This window comes from Aquimarina atlantica (assembly GCF_000626715.1).
In the GTDB taxonomy this organism is placed as follows: Bacteria; Bacteroidota; Bacteroidia; order Flavobacteriales; family Flavobacteriaceae; genus Aquimarina; species Aquimarina atlantica.
In genome coordinates this window covers 767,207-785,733 of sequence record NZ_AQRA01000001.1, presented here as the reverse complement: position 1 = coordinate 785,733, position 18,527 = coordinate 767,207, and the positions used below count along the sequence as shown (strand labels likewise).

Genomic DNA, 18,527 nt, shown 5'->3' with positions numbered 1-18,527 from the left:
TACAACAATCTGTATAGTTAATAGTTACAAACAGTTAAGATCAAAGTTAGGTGCTTTTTTTACAGAATTCACTGCTTTCTTAAAATTATAGTATTTTAATACACTACTAACCATACAGTAAACGTTACCTGCAAGCTGAAAAATGAGAATCCGACACAACATACTGATAACAATGATTTTGCTTCTTTGCTCTTGCAACAAAAAAACGGAAAAGCAGAAACCTGAACAGAATTCGGAATCAATAATTATCGAATCTAAATCAGAGTTAAAAACAGAATCGGAATTGGATACTGATTATTCACTATTTGCTGAGCTCTTTGCGAAAGAAGTATTAAAAGAAAATATCAGAACTCAAGAATTTGATGTGACAAAATTGGAGAAGCCAAACCATCTGCTAATATTCAAATCTGATGGACTTGAAAAAATAGTTGCTTATTCAAGCAAAAATTATCCACAAAAATCTGAACCCAATTATTATGAACATTTTATACTTTTTGTGGCAACATTTGACAATCAAAAAAATGCTAAAAACACTTTTGACCGAATTAAATCTGACTCAAAATATGGACTTATGGAATGGAACGGACTTGAAAAAGAGCTATCAGAACGAGTAAGGTCTCTGAATGTTGGTGCAAAATCAGGTGGAATGATAACTCAAATCGGAAAACAAGTTTTTAGTTTGGTAGAGACTTGTAGAGAAACACCAATTGGTGGAACTTGGAAAGATTATGAGAATAAATTCATTGGATTTATAACAAAGAACGAAGAGGAAATCGAAGTTCTGAATTCCCATTGCGGAATGGATAGATATAAAATTGAAAAAATAAAAGCCAGCAGGTAACAACGTGTATAGCTCATTGCAGCTGAATTCCTAATCGGAATTCATTGCAATTTGCTATCTTTCGGTTACGGCGGAAAATCATAGCTGATTTTCCGCAACGAGCCATACACAAGACCGTTGTGTACAATTCAGAACTTCTTGAAAAAATGAATAAAGAAATCAAAATATACATTGGAATTACAACCTTGATGTTAATTGATTTAATTCTTTATATAACATTTGATATTTCTTTTAGAGGTAATTCGGTTGACAGAATCATACTATGGGTTTGGTTTATTAGTACTTTTTATATAGTTTTTAAAAACATCAAAAGGATTTGGGCTAAAATTTATGGAGGAATTCTGATCGTTCTTATCGGATTGAGTTTATTACCTATGATGATTCCTTTTCTAACGATTATTGGATTTGCATTAGTTAACCAAAATTCTGTAAAAATTGATAGTGAAATTCAAATTCGCGAAACATCGAAAAGTGTCATTGCGAAACCATATATATATGTTTTAAAGAATTATTGGATATTTGAACGAGAAATTGGTCAAACAAGATATGATTTTGAAATAAATGATGAATTCTTTGGGATTGACGATGCAAAATCTATCAAAAGATTACCCGATTCAAATGACAAAAAAATATGGTTGGAGTTTGAATTCTACAACGGAAAAGTATTAAGAGAAATATAAAAACTGTACACAACACCATATATGTGATCATAGCAGCTAGGTGATGAATCGAATGGTTGTTGTATTTTTGGTAAGGCACATCGCTTGCAAGAAGTAAAAGTTAGCAACCAATGTGCAGAAAAACCGAAAAGCAAGGTAACATTTTGCTCTGCTATGACACATATATTAAACGTTAGCAACCATAAAAATGACTTTAGAAGATCGTATACTAAATAACCAAGAAAACATAAAGGTTCTTGAATTTCTTAAAATTAAAGGTTCTGACAAACTAAAAATTTATTCCAAACCAAAAGAGCAGTATTTCTATCACGAAGGATTAAATGATTTATGGGATAAGTTTGCTAAAAATATTCCTGATGATAATAAATGGGCAATAAATGATCACGGAACTTTATTAAACCCTGAGAATGGGGAAATATATGCCTTTGTTTTTGGCAGATACTCATTTGGAATAAAATGTGACTTTAAAAAGTTGAAAATTAAAAATACTGACGAATTAAGAATAAGGAGGTCTTTTAATGATATTGAAGAAGATATAAGAGATCTCGGAATTAAATGGGCTTTGAGATTCAAAGTATTGGATTATGAAGATTCTGTTTTTTTGGATGCAAACAAAAAATACGGTTGCTAACATTATATATAAAATCAGAGCAGTTTAGTGCCAGATCGAGAGGTCTTTTCCTTTTTTCAATGGCGCTAGATTTTTATAAATTAAACAAGAAATAAAAATGCGCAGATAAATCAATTGGTTCAGGTATGTTTGCCTTGCTCCGATTCATATATTTAGCGTTATCTACAATTACAAAAAATGCACGATTTATACTTTTATCATTACAAAATAGGAACTTGTAAGAGCCTAGATTTCGAAATGGATCTGAGTGTTGATATTGAATTTGAACTTGATGATTGGGTTGAAAATCCAAACACTCCTTTTGCTAGAGAAATTCATAATAGAGTGCATCAAAAACAAGAATATGTTAGTGAATGGTCAGATGACTGTTCATATTTAAATTATATAAAAAACAACCATTATAGTCGAGGACTTAATTTTCAATTTGACAATCAATACTTTTTCTACGATGAATTTAATTATCTCTTATCAAACGAAAAGAAAATATTGAATTGTGGTTTTTTAAGAAAAGAGAAATCGAACATCGAAAATTACAGCCTCTTTTGGGAAACAAAACACCCATTTTCCCAGTGGTACAAGTGTAACTTTAAGGAATATAATATTGAATTTTCAAGTGCAGAACAATATATGATGTACCATAAAGCATTGTTATTTAATGATAAAAATACAGCAAATAAAATATTAGAAACTTCAAACTCAAGAAAATGCAAGGAATTAGGAAGAGAAGTTAAGAATTTTAACGTAAAAATATGGAATTCAAAATGTATGGAAATTGTTTATAACGGCAATCTATTAAAATTTAAACAAAATCCTGATTTAGAGTCCAAACTAATAGACACGGAAGGTAAAACAATTGTGGAATCTAGTCCTGATGACAAAATATGGGGAATTGGACTCCACGAATCTGATAAAAATTGTCTTGACAGGAAAAAATGGAAAGGGACAAATTGGCTTGGAATAGTTTTAACTGAAATTCGAGAAAATGAATATTAAAAAAGTAGATAACACTATATAACAAAACATAGTTGCCTTTTGAGACAACAACGTTTGTTATATTTACCGTTGTGTGTAATTTGAGAAACACGAGAAATGAGAAAAATATTAGTTTTAATTCTAACTATGGGACTATTCAGTAATCTATTTGGACAATCGGGGAAAAAAGATTCCAGCTCTTCAGCCAATCAAGAACTGCGTATGGAATATAGTGTGATGAAGAATATTATATTGGTGAAACTTAAGAAATACGAAAACCAAAAACGTTACAAACAAGTTGAGGATGGTATTTATTTGGACTTAAATGATGAACATGAAGCCAAGTATAGAATGACTTTATCTTATGAATTACAATCTGACGAAACTAACAACCAATATCCTTTAGAGGATATTTTGGACAAATATTTAATGCACGTTTCAGATTTTCTGGAATCTAAAAATAAGCCGAACTCTAATAAGTTTATTTTTGAATTTGGAGGGTATCTCGATAAAATGATAGAGGCAAAAGAGATTATTGGAAAAAAAGTGTTCAATCGGGATTTTAGAGCCGAAGACGGACAAATAAGAGTTGAACTTGTAATAGAATAAAACTACACACAACAATGGCTATAAGTAATTGCTGGTTCTAGTCTACTTCTGAAAATCCTCTCGGATTTTCAGTTCGGTGCATACTTGTAAAGTTAAGTGCTAAACCACGCAACTACTCATAGCCTAGGCCGTTAGGCAATATTAAATGAACATAGAGAAAACCGTTTTACTTTTAGTCTTTTGTATGATGACCGCCTTATCATCTGGACAAGACGTGTCTGAAAAACGCATTTCTGAACTGATAGATAAATTGAGCTGGGAATCTGTTACAATAGATTGTAATTATATTTTGGTTTTAACTCAATCTGATTCAATTTCAAATGAATTAGTAGAAATAGGTGAGCCAACTAAGGAAAAGTTACTAAAAGCATTAAAGAATCCAGAAAAATCAGTTGCAATACATGTAATATTGACAAGAATTTTTGATGATAAAAAACGTAAGATTAACGGAATCGGAACAAAATATATTTATAAAAATTGTAAAGAATCCATTGGGTGGCATCACGTTTATAATGGCATAACTTGGGAATGGACTTCCGAAAAAGGACAAGATATTACTCAAGAACAAATTGATTTAGCCTATAACTATTGGGATAAAAAATTGATTTTAAAAGAAAAAGTCAAAATGCCTAATAGTGAGCGAATATTTGAAAGATTAACTAAAGAGGATAATATCAAATATCCTTGTATTGACAATAAGAATTATGAGAACAATTCAGAGAATATAAAATTTACTGACTTAAAAAAAGTTATCGGACTTCGAGTGGATAATAAAAACCTTGAAATGTTAATGCAAAGATTGGGGAATGATACAATTAATAGTTATCATAATGATAGTTACTTCATTGAAAATAGTCCAGATGGAATTGAGTTTAAATTTGCTTCAAATGATTCTTTGATACGGATTTTTCTTACCAAAGATTATAAAGGAACATTATGGAACAACATAAGCTTTAAATACAAAAAAAGAAAAATTGAACGAAAACTACCGAAACCTGATGAACGAAAAAGTGGTGGTGGAAAACAAGAGAGATTTTGGTATCGTGAACCGAATTTGGAAATTTTCTTTAATAGTGATGAGACTATTAAATATATAATGATTGGATTATAGAAAAGAAATAAACATTGCCTAACAAGGTATAAAAACCATTAAAACGGTTTTTATACTAACCGTTACCAGTAAGCCAATAAAAATTACTTATAAAAAATGAAACTATATATTTTAGCCATTTAAGCTATTTACTTCCATTAATAATTATATTTGTTTGAAATAAATATTTATGCTCAATAATCAGATAAATATAAATCTTAAAAACATCAGATCAATTAAGAATGCAGATATCATTCTTAATGGTATAACTGTTATTACTGGAGAAAATGGAAGTGGAAAAAGTACTATATCAAAATTGTTGTATAATCTTCTAAAGACTTCAATTAATTTTGATAAAATCGTTGATAATAAATTAAGAGATGAATTAAGTCATATAAACAGAACTCTTGATCAATTAACTAGAGAATTATCGTATTTCCTAGATAAAGATGAATATTTAAAAATTAGAAATTCGTTTAGACGATTTTATAGAGACGAAACTTCACTTACCTTCTTTGAAACTGATAATGCGACATTATCTGCAATTGAATTTCTAATTGAAGCCGTTAATGAAATTTCAAACTTTCAAAACAGGCCCCAACTCCAAAAAAGACTTGACCGAATTAAGAGGATATTAGGGGATTCTTTTTACTCTGAAAAGATTGATGAAACTACAAGTATTGTAGAACTTTTGGAAAGACTTAAATTCCTAGTAAATCAATCAGTAAAAAAATCAATTAAAATTAAAGAATCAAGACCAATATCAGTATTAGATGAGATATTGGAAGAAGCATTTTATGACACTCCTCTAAAAAGAACTTTTAATTTGTTCGAATATGATGTTCCCATTATAGATAGATCCCAAAAGAAATTAACTCCCATTCATTCAATCCAAAATGTAGCTTATATAGATACACCTATGATTTTGGGCATTGATTTTTATGCTGAAAGATCGCATTGGGAGGACATTAATGAACTTTTAAATAAAAAAAATACTACAAAGAATTTTAATGATATTGACTCTATCTTTAAAGAAGAAATCATTAAAGGAGATGTAAAGGTTGATGACAAAGAAATATCTGACAAAACGTTTGTATATAGACGAAATGATGGAGAGGAATTTAATCTATTAGAATGTGCTACAGGATTGAAATCTTTTGCTATTCTTCAGATGCTCTATAAAAATGGATTTCTAAATGATAAAACACTTCTAATTATTGATGAACCTGAAGTTCATCTACATCCACAATGGGTTGTTGAATATGCTAGACTTATTGTACTTCTTAATAAAAAAACTGGAGCTAAGTTTCTAATAGCAAGTCACCATCCGGATATGATCAGTGCGTTAAAATATATTTCTGAAAAAGAAGAAACTATTTCTAATGTACTATTCTATCTTGCCCAAAGAGTTGAGAAGACTCATCAATACGATTACATTAATTTAGGAATTGAGATAGAAGATATTTTTTCTTCTTTCAATATTGCATTAGAAAGGATTGATTTATATGGCTCCACAGAATAAATGGAAGTATTGCGAAAATACTACTAAAAGGCATCCTCTATGCCTAAAATTTCTTGATTGTATTGAATCTATTGATTCCATTTGTATATCAGACGGGGCTAAAAAATCACCATTCTCTGAAGAAATTTGTTTGAACTTAGATAAGGTTGAAAGTAACTTAGCTAGAAAAGAAAAAAGAAACGCACGCAAGACTATGGATTTCTCTTTTGGATCGAAATCTGGAAATGAAAAGAGAACAGTATTGTGTGAATTACGACTAAATTATAAGAACGTAAATAATATTAAAAAATCTGAATTGGATTCTAAAGTATCTAACTCTAAGGGGCTACTTGGACATTCCCCTACAATTTACAGCCCAAATTTATTTATTTTTAGCTCAAAATTAAAAAATCAAGCTATAAATAGATTAAGGAGATTATATTCAAATAAGAGTAATGTTGCGGTTATGGATTTAAGTGATTTCAAGAAATTTTTCTTTGATTGAAACAAAACCTACTGGTAACAGTTTGTATATTGCATATGCAGCCTTCGGCTGGCAAACGCAACATACAAGAGACGTTACCAAACATTACAAATAAATGGAAATTTGGAATATTGTAATTATCGGAATTGGAATCTTAATTTACATGATTTATACAAAAATCCAATTTATTAAATTAAGATCTAATGCTTTAAAAATTGAGGCGGAGGTTGTTAAATATATAAGAGAAAAAGCACCCATGCGGAATGACTATACGCTACTGAATTACCCTTATGTAAAAATTCACTTAGAAAATGGAGATTACGTGATTAGAAAATTACGTTATGCTGATAGTTCAAGTAAACCGTTTAAAATTGGGGAAATTATATATGTTTTCTGGAATAATAACGATTTATTGTATTGGAATACTTATGATAGAGGGTGGAAGAAATATCTCCCTGAAAAATGGAACTTCTTAAATTGATTTCTGACAAGTAAAAAGAAAAAACGATTTGGTAACACTATATATGTGTTCATAGCAGCTAAGTGATCTATCGAATAGTTGTTGTATTTTTGGTAAGGCGCAGTGCTTGCAAAAGGAAAAGTTAGCAACCAATGCGCAGAAAAACCGAAAAGCAAGGTAACATTTTGCTCTGCTACGACACATATATTAAACGTTACCAAACATTGCAAATAAATGGAAATTTGGAATATTGTAATTATTGGAATCTTAATTTACATGATTTATACAAAAACCCAATTTATTAAATTAAGATCTAATGCTTTAAAAATTGAGGCGGAGATTGTTAAATATATAAGAGAAAAAGGACCCATGCGGAATGACTATACGCTACTGAATTACCCTTATGTAAAAATTCACTTAGAAAATGAAGATTACGTGATTAGAAAATTACGTTATGCTGATAGTTCAAGTAAACCGTTTAAAATTGGGGAAATTATATATGTTTTCTGGAATAATAACGATTTATTGTATTGGAATACTTATGATAGAGGGTGGAAGAAATATCTCCCTGAAAAATGGAACTTCTTAAATTGATTTCTGACAAGTAAAAAGAAAAAACGATTTGGTAACACTATATATGTGTTCATAGCAGCTAAGTGATCTATCGAATAGTTGTTGTATTTTTGGTAAGGCGCAGTGCTTGCAAAAGGAAAAGTTAGCAACCAATGCGCAGAAAAACCGAAAAGCAAGGTAACATTTTGCTCTGCTACAACACATATATTAAACGTTATCTACAATTCCTAAATGAAAATTAAACTCTGGACTATACAAAATGAAATTGGATGGAATGAACTAAATGAAAATGGAGTTTTAATTCCAAAAGAGGAATTTGTTGAATCAGATTTTAAAGCTGGATACGAATGGATGAAAAGTCAAATGAGTAATCGCATTGGTAAACCGGAAAAGAGAACTCAATTTCCTGTGTGGGCTTGGTATCAGCATTTTGATTCGAACAAAAGAAAACCTGACTTAAGAAAATCTGGACTTTTGCCAAAAGGAACTGTTGGATATCGAATAGAAATCGAGAAGGAACAGAAAGATATTTTGTTATCAGATTTCGTTTTATGGCATTGGCCACTTAGTTATAAAGATTATATAGCAGACTCTGAAGTAGAAGCTAATGAATTTGAAAAAAAATATGGTAATACTGAGTATGAGGAATTATCAAAAACGGAGAAAAATCTAATTGAGAAGAGTTGGGAAAAGATTTTCGATATGAATTTTGACTTAGAATTTTATACTCTGCCTTTTAAAGAAAAGAAAATTCAAGCTACTTTTTGGGGACTACGAAAAGAAGATATAATTAAAGTGGATAAATTTATAGCAAAATAAAAAGTAGATAACACTATATAACAAAACATAGTTGCCCTTTGGGATAACAACGTTTGTTATATTTACCGTTGTGTGCAATACCGAGAAGCTCTCGAACGAAATGAATAAAATAACATATATAATAATCGGAATAATAATAATAATAATAATTGGAGTGATTTTCTTTTTGACCAAAAATTCAAATTCTGAATTAAACCAAGATGATTTTTTCATAACTACAGCTTCACAAAGTGCTGACAGAATTGAAAAACTTGGTCTCAATAAATCATCAGAAGATATGTCTCACATATTGGATGAAAGTCAGCTTAAATTACCTAAAATTGAGAACAAGGAGGAAAAAGATGAATATAAAGCTGAACCAAGTAGAGAATGGATTATCGAACTAGTAATTCCAGACGGAACAATAATTCAACAGAAAAAACTTTATGAGTTGTTCGATTACGAATGGCGAACCAATTTTTCTTCAACAATATTTGGACATTCTCCAGAAGATGATAAATGGACATATGCTCTTGCTGGTGGAACACCTGAAACATACACCCAAATCCAAGTTGCTATTGGTCTTCTTGACGTTTTCAATGATGAAAATCCAAACTACGACATAGAGAAATTGGAAAGGTATATTATTGAATTAAAGAAAAGACTGAAAAGTCATTCATTAACTTTTGAAATTAAAGAAACTGAATCAAAAGAATCTGCAATTGAAAAAAGTAAAAAACTAGTTGAACTAAATAAGTTATTTGACAAAGATATTCTTATTGGACTTCAAAGCGAGAACGGATATAATGGTAAAGAAGTTTGGGATGTCTTACAAAGTTTAGGTCTGAAATGGGGGGATGGAGATTTATTTCATTGGAACAATAGTTCGGACTATGCATCTGACCAACATTTTAGCGTTTGGACTTCAACTGAACCAGGTTATTTTCTTCCTGAACAAATCAAAAAAGGAAAAATGAATCCAACTAATTTAGTTTTTGAATTTTCTATTCCAAGAAGTGCAGATCCAATTAATGTTTACAGAGTTTTAGTGAATTCTATAAAGTATTGCCAAAAAAGATTAGGCGGAGAAATTATAAACAGAAACGGAGAATCTTTTAACGAACAAATGGAATTAATTCAATTGGCAGAATTAATAAAACAAATGAACGATAACGGCATAATACCAGGCTCGAGTAACGCATTAAGATTATACTGAACAAATAGTAAAGCACACAACAATTTGTATATTGCAGATGCCGCCTTCGGCAGGCAAACGCAACATACAAGAGACGTTGTACTACATTAACAAAATGAGATATTTCACAAAACGAAAAGTAATTACAGTCTTAACCTTTTTTATCGTGATTATCTTATGTAGAGAATTCTTATGGAAGACAAGAGCGACTTCTTACCTTGATGCAAATATCAAGGTGAATATTGTTTATAATCCCCATCTTGTTTTCGGAATTGATCCAATGGTGACAAAAAATATTACTATTGAAAATATAAAAACGAAAAGCACTTTAGAAGTTGAAATAATATCACTTGAATGGGATCTAAAATTCTTTGTTGAGGGGACTCCAAAAAATAAGAATTTGATAATAGCGGATATGTATTTAGGGCAAAACACATATGATTACGAAACTTTAAATTTGGCCCCTAGTTCTGAGGATTGCTTTAAATCTGAACTGTACTATTGTGGAGGGTTTAGCGAAAAGGCTTGGAAAGAACTAGACAATCCAACCTTATATTTTGACGGAGATAATTTTGAAAAATAAACGTTGTACAACAATATATATGTGATCATAGCAATTACGTGACAAATCGAAAGGTCTTTGTAATTTTGGTAACACGCAATGCTTGCAAAAAGGAAAAGTTTGCAATCAATGCGCAGAAAAACCGAAAAACAGGGTAACATTTTGCCTTGCTACGACACATATATTAAACGTTGTACTGCATTAAAACCAATCTATAATCTATGAGTTTATTCAAAAGTTTGTTTTCTTCAAATAAATCTGAAAAGGATTTCGGAACTGAGCTTTTTAGAGCGCTTTACGAACCGGACAAACAAAAAGTGGTTGAATTAATTCAAAAAGAAAAAATCGAAATAAACGATTACTTGGATTCATCTAACTCGAACTCAATTCTTATTAATGCAGTAAACTGCTCTTCTGAATTTCAAGATTCAAATGAACAAATAGAATTAATTGATTATTTAATTGACCTAAAAGCTGACGTGAATTGGAAAAACGATAATGGATTTAATGCTTTACATATCGCTCTTGCTTACCATAATCTTTCGAAAACATCATTACTATTATTAAGAAAAGGGAATCCAGACATAAATATTGTTGAGGATAAACACGGAAATAGTCCAATATTTACTGCAATTCGAGAATATGGACTGACTTGGCGAGAAGAACAAAAAGAGGTCAACCAATTAAGATTTGAGATTATTAAAGAACTCTTGAATCGTGGAGCTGAATTGGACAAAATAAACAATCACGGAATATCAGCCAGAAAATGGATTGAAAGAGTTCCTGAAAATGACAAGTTACATAATCTGATAAATGAATTTGACAAAAAATAACGCAGTACAACAATGTATAACCGCAATTACGGCGGATTCGACTACGTCCGAATCCACTCGGAATTGCTAAGGTCTGTGCTTAATCCGAAAATAATCGCTAATTTAACCCGTAACTGACGGTTATACGAGACCGTTGTAGCTAATTAAATCAAAGTCTGTAAATGACAAAAAATGACTTTATAAAATATGTAACTGAATTGCTAAAAGGCAACAATAAAGTTTTAGTATTAGTTCGAATACCAAATTCTGGAAATAATCGGAATTACTTTTTTCTGGAAAATCCGAATGAATTAGGTGAACTTATTGCTGAAAGTAATGCGAGTGACTCAATAACCGTATTCAAATCGATTAATCAATTAAATAGTGGATTAGTAACTGAGGATTTTATAAGAACCATAACGGAATCTCAAATCAAAGACAATTTTGAACCTGAATTATTAATTATAAATAATACTTACAAAGAATATCGAAAAAATGGTAGTTCGGAATGGAATACCGTTGAGAATATTGACGAACTTAAAGAGATTTTGACAGATAATACTGGTGAAAACATATCAATAATTTTGGAACCAGACTTTTGTAACGAACAAAATACGTTTCACCTATATGTTCCTGATGAATATGGTGTAAGTAAATCTGGAGCATCATACTAAAAAAGAGTAAAACTAGCTACAACAACATATATGTGATCATAGCAGCAAAGTAATCAATCCAATGGTTGTTGTATATTTATGAAGGCGCAATGCTGCCAACACGGTGTATAAAACATAGCTAATAAGTGCTTAACCGAAAGGTTTGTATATATTTAGAGAGTCCGCCAAATTTTTAATTTGGCTTTTAAAAAGAGAAAAATTAAAAACAAAATATAAAAATTCGGCTCTGTGTTAATCTGAAAAGTTAGTGTTTTTTTGCAAGCTACGTTTCATACACAAGCCCGTTGGCATTAATTTGATAAAAATCACAATAAACGAGAATGATTAGAGAATATTCGAATAAAGACAAACCGAAAATAATTGAATTATTAAGGAAAAATACACCTGAATATTTTGACACTTCGGAGGAAAATGATTTTGAAAACTATCTCGAAAATGAAATAGAGGATTATTTTGTTTATGAAGAAAATTCTGAAATTATCGGAGCTGGAGGAATAAACTACTTTACGGAACAAAAACTGGCTCGAATTTCTTGGGATATGATTGACCCAAAGTCTCAAGGAAATGGAATAGGAAAAAAATTGACTCAATACAGAATTAATCATTTGAATAGAAACCCAAAGATTGAATTTATAATTGTCAGAACAACTCAACTCGTATTTAAGTTTTACGAAAAAATGGGATTTGAATTAGAAAAGGTTGAAAAGGATTTTTGGGCAAAAGGTTTTGACCTTTACCAAATGAAAATGAAGAATAAAAACTAATGCCAACAATATATAACCGCAATTACGGCGGATTCGACCACCCTTCGACTCCGCTCAGGGTAAACTGAATCCACTCGGAATTCCTAACGCCAGTGTCAAACCGAATATTAACGCATATAAACCCGCAACTGATGGTTATACGAGACCGTTAAGTGTAATTGAAAATTGAAGAACAAAGAATCCATACTAGAACTTCGAAATAGAATCCCTGTTGGATTGACAACAGCTCAAAAGCTACTTGAAAGAACAAAATATGATATTCAAGAAGCTGAGTCTATATGGAAAATGAATCAGGTAAATACTTTGGCAGAAAAGATTTCTGTTAAGCCAGAAGAAGCGAGCGAGCTATTGCAATATGTTAAATTTGAATTTTCCAAAGCTTTATCTCTGCATAGGGAAAGAAACACAACGGATGTTGAAAAAATTCTTAAGTCTTCAAAGAAAGAGGAACAAGTATTAGCGAATTTTTGGCTGTATATATCAAAATGTTTGGGTTCAGATGTGAAATATGGTGGGTGGATTAATGAAAAAGGGTTTCAACAATTGCCAGAACTAATTAGAGACATTTTAATTATTTGGCAGTGGTATGCATACTTTGATTATGAAGGCGTTTCTGTAGAACAAACCATAACGAAAGAAGTAATAAGAATTCTCGATTACAAACTCGAATTGAATGAATTTGCCAAGGACTTACAGTGTCTAAAAGTTATTATGGATAAATTCAATCAGGAAAACGACAAGGAGAATTTACAGAAATATATCGAGCTGAGAAACCAATTGAAATCCTCAGAAGAATATGTTCGGATTGATAACAAAATTGAAGAAATGGAAGAATTAGTAATGAAAAAGACTTATCAGTTCTTATATACTAATTCAGAAACAATAGACAACCAAATAAAAAATACACTTAACAATGGCTAAAAAATCATAGCTCCCCTGCGGGACAGCAACGCTTTTTAGCCGGAACGTTAACAAATATTAAAACTGAATAATGAAAAAAATAACTTTTATATTATTTACATTTATTCTTATTAATTGTGCAAAATCACAAGAAAAAGAGAGTATCGACAACTATAAGTTTAATTTTATTGATGAATTTTCTTTCGATACACCATATCCACCTTTAACTATATCGATAAATAACCTAAACCTCAAAGGAAAAGTTAAAAGTATTTTAGTAAGACAAGTAAATGAGCACTATAACACTGATGTTATAGTAAGAAAACTCTACTTTAATCAAAATGGAACAATTAAAGAATATATATATGGTCCTAGATATTCAACCATGAAATATAGGTATACCTATTATGATGACAAAAGTCTTAAAAATATTGTTATATCATCCTCATCTAATGATGAAGAAACAGTACAACAGAAAATTATTTTTAAACAAAATAGAAATTTTCAAGAAATAAAATTTTATCGTTATATCTCTTATAAAAATGAATGGCTTCTTGTAAAACACAATAAAATTTTCTTAGAAAATGAAAAACCTTACAAAAAAGAATTACTAACACTCAAAAAAGATAAATGGGAAAAGATAGGAGTCTCAAACTACATTTATAATTCTGGGGACACCATTTTAAAGCAAACAAATTTCATGAAAAATGAATTATGCTTTATGAAAACAAGAGTAAAAACTAAAAATGCAATTATAGAAAATTTAAAATATGATAATTTTTGTAGCATAAAGGATGATTTAACAAAAACAATAAATATTGTAAATGGCAAAGTATCTTCTAAAATTGTAGAAACTGAAGATAATCAGAAATATAGTTACAATAAAAAAAATGAAATACTAAGTATTATAAACACATATAATGATTCATTATACACCAAATTTAATTATGAATATGATTCCAAAAGGAATTGGACAAAAAAAATAGCTTTTATAAATGCACTTAATGGTTATAATGATAAAAGAAAATATAGGAACTATAGAATAACGGAGTATAGAAATATTGAATATTACTAACATTTGCCAACAATGTATAACCGCAATTACGGCAGATTCGACCACCCTTCGACTCCGCTCAGGGTAAACTGAATCCACTCGGAATTGCTAAAGTCAGTGCCATACCGAAAATTAAAGCATATAAACCCGTAACTGACGGTTATACGAGACCGTTAGGCAACACTAAAACACTACTATGAAAAACATTCATATTTTATTGTTCCTATTAGCAAGTAGCTCAGCCATTGCCCAACAAACTTTAACAGATACAATTGAATCCAAAATCTTAAATGAAAAAAGGACTATTAGAATTCATATTCCAAAGTCTTATGAGCAAATAGATAAATTGCCTTTGATTTTAACTCTTGACGGTGAATATATGTTTTATAATTTGATTGGAAATTCTGAATTATTACTTGTTACTGAAAAAATACCTAAAACAGTAATCGTTGGAATTGACCAAAATTATCAAGATTCTTCAAATAAATTTGCTAGATGGCAAGATTGCAACTACGATTCTAAGACAGGTGAATTGCAAAATAAAGGAATTAAATTTAAAAAATTTATCGATGAAGAATTACTACCTTATCTTACTGATAAATACAAAATTGGAAATTACAAGGTATTGGTAGGACATTCCTTAACTGCAAGTTATTCTAACTTCTTTCTTTTTAAAGGTAGTGCTTTCAATTCTTTCGTACTTATAAGCCCATACATTCCAGAGAGTCTTTCTAGAAAAATCAAAATGGAACTAAGGAGTAATCAAAAATTTCTATCTTACTACGTAAGCACTAGTGAATTTGATTTAGTAAATCACATAAAAACTATTCGAAAATTTGATGACTCTATAGCTAATAAGTCATTTAATGAAAAGACTCAATATAAATTCGACTATTTTAAAAAAGAAAAACATTATTCATTAATTAATAGAAGCTTACCATTAGCATTACAATTCGTTTTTCAAGATTTTGCTATGATAACAGATGAAGATATTGAATCTGAAAAAGACTTATTATCCTTTCTTAAGGAAAAGTATAAAAAAATAAAAGACCAATATGATATTAATTTAAGTATAAGAACTGACGATATTGATACTATTTATTGGGTAATTGAAGAGCGTGAAGATTGGGAAGCACTTGAAGAAATGGGAAAATTTAGTATAGCAACTTATCCTCATTATGCTGATGGTTATTTTATGCTTTCAACTGTAGCAGAACAAAAAAAGGATTATAGGACTGCTTTGAAACAATATGAAAAAGGATATTTGAAATTAGGAGAAGATGTTTTGAACAAAAATGATTTCTACAAGCAGATAGAAAGATTGAAAAAAATAATAGAAACTAAGAATTAACGTTGCCTAACAATGTATAACCGCAATTATGGTGGATTCGACCACCCTTCGACTCCGCTCAGGGTAAACTGAATCCACTCGGAATTCCTAACGCCAGTGTCAAACCGAAAATTAACGCATATAAACCCGTAACTGACGGTTATACGAGACCGTTGTACACAAGCTCTGAAAAACCAACCGCACGTTCAAGCACATTTGGTTTTTACCATCGCTCAAAGCCTAAACTGAAAAACCAAAAGAGCTTTCACTTCCCCACCACCACCCGAAAATATTTTGATTTTTCACACAGTTTTTTGAGATATAAATGTAAATTAGAGGACTGAAAATAACGTCAGAAATGAATCGAATTAAGGAAGTATTGGAACAAAAAGGGATAAAGCAAACTTGGTTGGCTGAAAAACTTGGGAAAAGTTACAATATGGTAAACGCTTATGCACAAAACCGACAACAACCAAGATTAGAAACCTTAATGGAAATTGCCGAAATTCTAGATGTGGACATTAAGGAGTTAATAATTTCAAATAAACAGAAAAGCTAATGGCAAAATCAATTGAACCAAATATCGCTGATTTAGCAAATGGATGGCTTAAAAGTCATAAGTTGGATTACAAGTTAGAGCAAGAACCATTAAATATGGAAATTGATAAAGCTCTCTCTGACTACTTTACTAAAAATGGTGGAACTGGTGCAAACCGTCCAGATGCCAAATTATTACTTCAAGACAAGAATCTAGATTTCTTTCCTGTTTTGATTGAATATAAAGGCTACAAGGACAAATTGGTTAAACTCGATGCTAACGGACAAGTTGAAAACAGAAATTCCAAAAATGAATCTCATTTTAAAAATATTAACTCTTATGCCGTAAATGGAGCCGTTCACTATTCAAATGCTCTACTTCATCACACAAGTTATACAGATATCATAGCAATCGGTATGACAGGCTACAAAGATGAGGCAGGAAATATCAACCACGAGATAGGTGTTTACTATGTTTCCAAAAGTAATCTTGGAGTTGGTCAAAAAATTGGTGAATACTCGGATTTCTCTTTTTTAGCACCTAATAATTTTGATGATTTTATTAGTCGTGTCAAAACTTTGAGCTTGACACAAGAAGAAATTGACCTGCTAAAAGAAAAGAGGGAAAAAGAAATTGATGCGAGCTTGGTAAAATTGAATAATGATATTTACCAAAATGAGAAAGGTCTTGGAGAAAATGACCGCGTCTATTTAGTTGCTGCCTCAATAATTGCCACACTAGGAATACCTGGAAAAGTAACACCACTTGAAAAATCTGATTTAAATTCTTCAACTGAAAAAGGAAATACAGATGGAGAAATAATTATTCGCAAAATAGAAGCCTTTTTAGGAGAAAAAGAACTACCAAAAGAGAAAAAAGACTTAATAGTTCGTACACTAAAAAACACACTTTTAACAAACAATATCAATAAAGTTGAAAACGGTGAAAGTCAATTAAAAAGGGTATTTACAAAAATTGTAGATGATTTAGGAATCTACTATAAAATAGGATTGACTACTGATTTTACAGGCAAACTTTTTAATGAAATGTATGGTTGGCTTGGGTTTTCGCAAGACAAATTAAATGATGTTGTGTTAACACCATCATATGTTGCAAACTTATTGGTGAAGTTAGCACGAGTAAATAAAGACTCATATGTATGGGATTTCGCAACTGGTTCTGCTGGTTTGCTTGTGGCTGCAATGAACGAGATGCTAACAGACGCTAAAAACACGATTACTTCACCTGATGAACTGACTACAAAAGAAATAAAAATTAAAGCAGAACAACTGCTTGGTTTGGAGCTGATTTCTAGCGTATATATGCTAGCAATTCTAAATATGATTTTGATGGGAGATGGCAGTTCGAACATTTTGAACAAGGATTCTATAAAAGATTTCGATGGTAACTATGGTTTTGGGAAAACTAATGTCAAATTTCCTGCTGATGCATTTATTCTCAATCCACCTTATTCTGCACCTGGAAATGGGATGAATTTTGTAGCAAAGTCTCTGGATATGATGAATAAAGGTTATGCAGCAATAATTATTCAAAATTCGGCTGGTTCGGGTAAAGCAAAGGATTACAACAAGAAAATTTTAGAAAAACATACGCTTCTCGCTAGCATTAAGATGCCAGTTGACATATTTGTAGGCAAATCGAGTGTGCAAACCAACATATATGTTTTCAAGGTGAACGAAAAACACCATAAAGATGAGATGGTTAAGTTCATCGATTTTACAAATGATGGTTATACTAGAAGAAATCGTAAAAAAGCAAGTAATAATTTGCGCGATACTGATAGAGCTAAAGAAAGATATGAGGAGGTAGTAAGTTTAGTTAGGTTTGGTAAAAGCAAACTAAACATATTTACTGAAAAAGAATACTACGAAAACACCATAGACCCAAAAAATGGTGCTGACTGGAATCAGCAAGCACCTGTTGATACAAAACCCAGTTTACAGGATTTCAAAAGGACAGTTAGTGAATATTTAGCTTGGGAAGTATCGGAAATAATAAAAGAAGAAACTATTGAAATAGAAAGCCTGGGAAAGTAGAT

The 18,527-nt window shown here is 30.7% G+C and carries 21 protein-coding genes; all 21 read left to right on the top strand.

What is annotated here, in order from left to right; all coding sequences use genetic code 11:
- Window positions 1–142 precede the first annotated feature (142 nt).
- Window positions 143–841 carry a hypothetical protein gene (locus ATO12_RS03535; protein WP_131248766.1) on the top strand — a complete coding sequence of 233 codons (699 nt, stop codon included), beginning with the start codon at window positions 143–145 and terminating at the stop codon, window positions 839–841.
- Between the two features lie 146 nt (window positions 842–987).
- Complete coding sequence (locus ATO12_RS03530) at window positions 988–1,521, top strand: hypothetical protein (RefSeq protein WP_034238692.1); 534 nt, start codon at window positions 988–990, stop codon at window positions 1,519–1,521.
- A gap of 187 nt (window positions 1,522–1,708) precedes the next feature.
- Window positions 1,709–2,152, top strand: coding sequence for a DUF2147 domain-containing protein (locus tag ATO12_RS03525; RefSeq protein ID WP_034238691.1), 444 nt, complete (start codon window positions 1,709–1,711; stop codon window positions 2,150–2,152).
- 177 nt (window positions 2,153–2,329) lie between these two features.
- A complete protein-coding gene (locus ATO12_RS26325; protein ID WP_205625221.1) occupies window positions 2,330–3,145 on the top strand; it encodes an NADAR family protein in 816 nt (271 codons plus the stop codon).
- 96 nt (window positions 3,146–3,241) lie between these two features.
- Window positions 3,242–3,733 (top strand): hypothetical protein, encoded by a 492-nt coding sequence (locus ATO12_RS03515; RefSeq protein WP_051575583.1) that lies wholly within the window; start codon window positions 3,242–3,244, stop codon window positions 3,731–3,733.
- 145 nt (window positions 3,734–3,878) lie between these two features.
- Window positions 3,879–4,844 carry a hypothetical protein gene (locus tag ATO12_RS03510; protein WP_131248765.1) on the top strand — a complete coding sequence of 322 codons (966 nt, stop codon included), beginning with the start codon at window positions 3,879–3,881 and terminating at the stop codon, window positions 4,842–4,844.
- Window positions 4,845–5,013: 169 nt separating this feature from the next.
- Window positions 5,014–6,345, top strand: coding sequence for an AAA family ATPase (locus ATO12_RS03505; RefSeq protein WP_034238685.1), 1,332 nt, complete (start codon window positions 5,014–5,016; stop codon window positions 6,343–6,345).
- Complete coding sequence (locus tag ATO12_RS03500; RefSeq protein ID WP_034238682.1) at window positions 6,329–6,829, top strand: hypothetical protein; 501 nt, start codon at window positions 6,329–6,331, stop codon at window positions 6,827–6,829. The genes ATO12_RS03505 and ATO12_RS03500 overlap by 17 nt, the downstream gene beginning before the upstream one ends.
- 94 nt (window positions 6,830–6,923) lie before the next feature.
- The gene (locus ATO12_RS03495) at window positions 6,924–7,289 is read left to right on the top strand and encodes a hypothetical protein (protein WP_034238679.1); all 366 of its coding nucleotides are present in this window, start codon (window positions 6,924–6,926) and stop codon (window positions 7,287–7,289) included.
- Between the two features lie 213 nt (window positions 7,290–7,502).
- A complete protein-coding gene (locus ATO12_RS03490; protein WP_034238677.1) occupies window positions 7,503–7,862 on the top strand; it encodes a hypothetical protein in 360 nt (119 codons plus the stop codon).
- A 210-nt stretch (window positions 7,863–8,072) separates the two neighbouring features.
- The gene (locus tag ATO12_RS03485; protein WP_034238675.1) at window positions 8,073–8,660 is read left to right on the top strand and encodes a DUF3841 domain-containing protein; all 588 of its coding nucleotides are present in this window, start codon (window positions 8,073–8,075) and stop codon (window positions 8,658–8,660) included.
- Window positions 8,661–8,760: 100 nt separating this feature from the next.
- Window positions 8,761–9,855 carry a cell division protein ZipA C-terminal FtsZ-binding domain-containing protein gene (locus tag ATO12_RS03480; protein ID WP_034238673.1) on the top strand — a complete coding sequence of 365 codons (1,095 nt, stop codon included), beginning with the start codon at window positions 8,761–8,763 and terminating at the stop codon, window positions 9,853–9,855.
- Window positions 9,856–9,949: 94 nt separating this feature from the next.
- Window positions 9,950–10,417, top strand: a complete 468-nt coding sequence (locus tag ATO12_RS03475; RefSeq protein ID WP_131248764.1) for a hypothetical protein — start codon at window positions 9,950–9,952, stop codon at window positions 10,415–10,417.
- A 200-nt stretch (window positions 10,418–10,617) separates the two neighbouring features.
- Window positions 10,618–11,229 (top strand): ankyrin repeat domain-containing protein, encoded by a 612-nt coding sequence (locus ATO12_RS03470; protein WP_034238668.1) that lies wholly within the window; start codon window positions 10,618–10,620, stop codon window positions 11,227–11,229.
- A gap of 161 nt (window positions 11,230–11,390) precedes the next feature.
- Window positions 11,391–11,882, top strand: coding sequence for a hypothetical protein (locus ATO12_RS03465; protein WP_034238664.1), 492 nt, complete (start codon window positions 11,391–11,393; stop codon window positions 11,880–11,882).
- Window positions 11,883–12,202: 320 nt separating this feature from the next.
- Window positions 12,203–12,646 (top strand): GNAT family N-acetyltransferase, encoded by a 444-nt coding sequence (locus ATO12_RS03460; protein WP_034238662.1) that lies wholly within the window; start codon window positions 12,203–12,205, stop codon window positions 12,644–12,646.
- A 165-nt stretch (window positions 12,647–12,811) separates the two neighbouring features.
- Window positions 12,812–13,567, top strand: coding sequence for a hypothetical protein (locus ATO12_RS03455; RefSeq protein WP_034238660.1), 756 nt, complete (start codon window positions 12,812–12,814; stop codon window positions 13,565–13,567).
- 70 nt (window positions 13,568–13,637) lie between these two features.
- Entirely contained in the window at window positions 13,638–14,621 is a 984-nt protein-coding gene (locus tag ATO12_RS03450; RefSeq protein WP_034238657.1) for a hypothetical protein, read from the top strand.
- Between the two features lie 175 nt (window positions 14,622–14,796).
- Complete coding sequence (locus ATO12_RS03445; protein WP_034238655.1) at window positions 14,797–15,951, top strand: alpha/beta hydrolase; 1,155 nt, start codon at window positions 14,797–14,799, stop codon at window positions 15,949–15,951.
- Between the two features lie 337 nt (window positions 15,952–16,288).
- On the top strand, window positions 16,289–16,489 hold the full coding sequence (locus ATO12_RS03440) for a helix-turn-helix domain-containing protein (protein WP_081801951.1): 201 nt from the start codon (window positions 16,289–16,291) through the stop codon (window positions 16,487–16,489).
- A complete protein-coding gene (locus ATO12_RS03435; protein WP_034238652.1) occupies window positions 16,489–18,525 on the top strand; it encodes an HsdM family class I SAM-dependent methyltransferase in 2,037 nt (678 codons plus the stop codon). Before ATO12_RS03440 ends, ATO12_RS03435 begins: the two co-directional genes overlap by 1 nt.
- Window positions 18,526–18,527: the final 2 nt, after the last annotated feature.

What these genes read in the sequence shown, in the direction of transcription:
- ATO12_RS03485 (WP_034238675.1), top strand. Translation starts at nt 8,073, where the DNA reads ATGAAAATTAAACTCTGGACTATACAAAATGAAATTGGATGGAATGAA.
- ATO12_RS03510 (WP_131248765.1), top strand. Translation starts at nt 3,879, where the DNA reads ATGAACATAGAGAAAACCGTTTTACTTTTAGTCTTTTGTATGATGACC.
- ATO12_RS26325 (WP_205625221.1), top strand. Translation starts at nt 2,330, where the DNA reads ATGCACGATTTATACTTTTATCATTACAAAATAGGAACTTGTAAGAGC.
- ATO12_RS03470 (WP_034238668.1), top strand. Translation starts at nt 10,618, where the DNA reads ATGAGTTTATTCAAAAGTTTGTTTTCTTCAAATAAATCTGAAAAGGAT.
- ATO12_RS03450 (WP_034238657.1), top strand. Translation starts at nt 13,638, where the DNA reads ATGAAAAAAATAACTTTTATATTATTTACATTTATTCTTATTAATTGT.
- ATO12_RS03500 (WP_034238682.1), top strand. Translation starts at nt 6,329, where the DNA reads ATGGCTCCACAGAATAAATGGAAGTATTGCGAAAATACTACTAAAAGG.
- ATO12_RS03530 (WP_034238692.1), top strand. Translation starts at nt 988, where the DNA reads ATGAATAAAGAAATCAAAATATACATTGGAATTACAACCTTGATGTTA.
- ATO12_RS03490 (WP_034238677.1), top strand. Translation starts at nt 7,503, where the DNA reads ATGGAAATTTGGAATATTGTAATTATTGGAATCTTAATTTACATGATT.
- ATO12_RS03445 (WP_034238655.1), top strand. Translation starts at nt 14,797, where the DNA reads ATGAAAAACATTCATATTTTATTGTTCCTATTAGCAAGTAGCTCAGCC.
- ATO12_RS03535 (WP_131248766.1), top strand. Translation starts at nt 143, where the DNA reads ATGAGAATCCGACACAACATACTGATAACAATGATTTTGCTTCTTTGC.
- ATO12_RS03435 (WP_034238652.1), top strand. Translation starts at nt 16,489, where the DNA reads ATGGCAAAATCAATTGAACCAAATATCGCTGATTTAGCAAATGGATGG.
- ATO12_RS03480 (WP_034238673.1), top strand. Translation starts at nt 8,761, where the DNA reads ATGAATAAAATAACATATATAATAATCGGAATAATAATAATAATAATA.
- ATO12_RS03440 (WP_081801951.1), top strand. Translation starts at nt 16,289, where the DNA reads ATGAATCGAATTAAGGAAGTATTGGAACAAAAAGGGATAAAGCAAACT.
- ATO12_RS03475 (WP_131248764.1), top strand. Translation starts at nt 9,950, where the DNA reads ATGAGATATTTCACAAAACGAAAAGTAATTACAGTCTTAACCTTTTTT.
- ATO12_RS03525 (WP_034238691.1), top strand. Translation starts at nt 1,709, where the DNA reads ATGACTTTAGAAGATCGTATACTAAATAACCAAGAAAACATAAAGGTT.
- ATO12_RS03465 (WP_034238664.1), top strand. Translation starts at nt 11,391, where the DNA reads ATGACAAAAAATGACTTTATAAAATATGTAACTGAATTGCTAAAAGGC.
- ATO12_RS03495 (WP_034238679.1), top strand. Translation starts at nt 6,924, where the DNA reads ATGGAAATTTGGAATATTGTAATTATCGGAATTGGAATCTTAATTTAC.
- ATO12_RS03460 (WP_034238662.1), top strand. Translation starts at nt 12,203, where the DNA reads ATGATTAGAGAATATTCGAATAAAGACAAACCGAAAATAATTGAATTA.
- ATO12_RS03515 (WP_051575583.1), top strand. Translation starts at nt 3,242, where the DNA reads ATGAGAAAAATATTAGTTTTAATTCTAACTATGGGACTATTCAGTAAT.
- ATO12_RS03505 (WP_034238685.1), top strand. Translation starts at nt 5,014, where the DNA reads ATGCTCAATAATCAGATAAATATAAATCTTAAAAACATCAGATCAATT.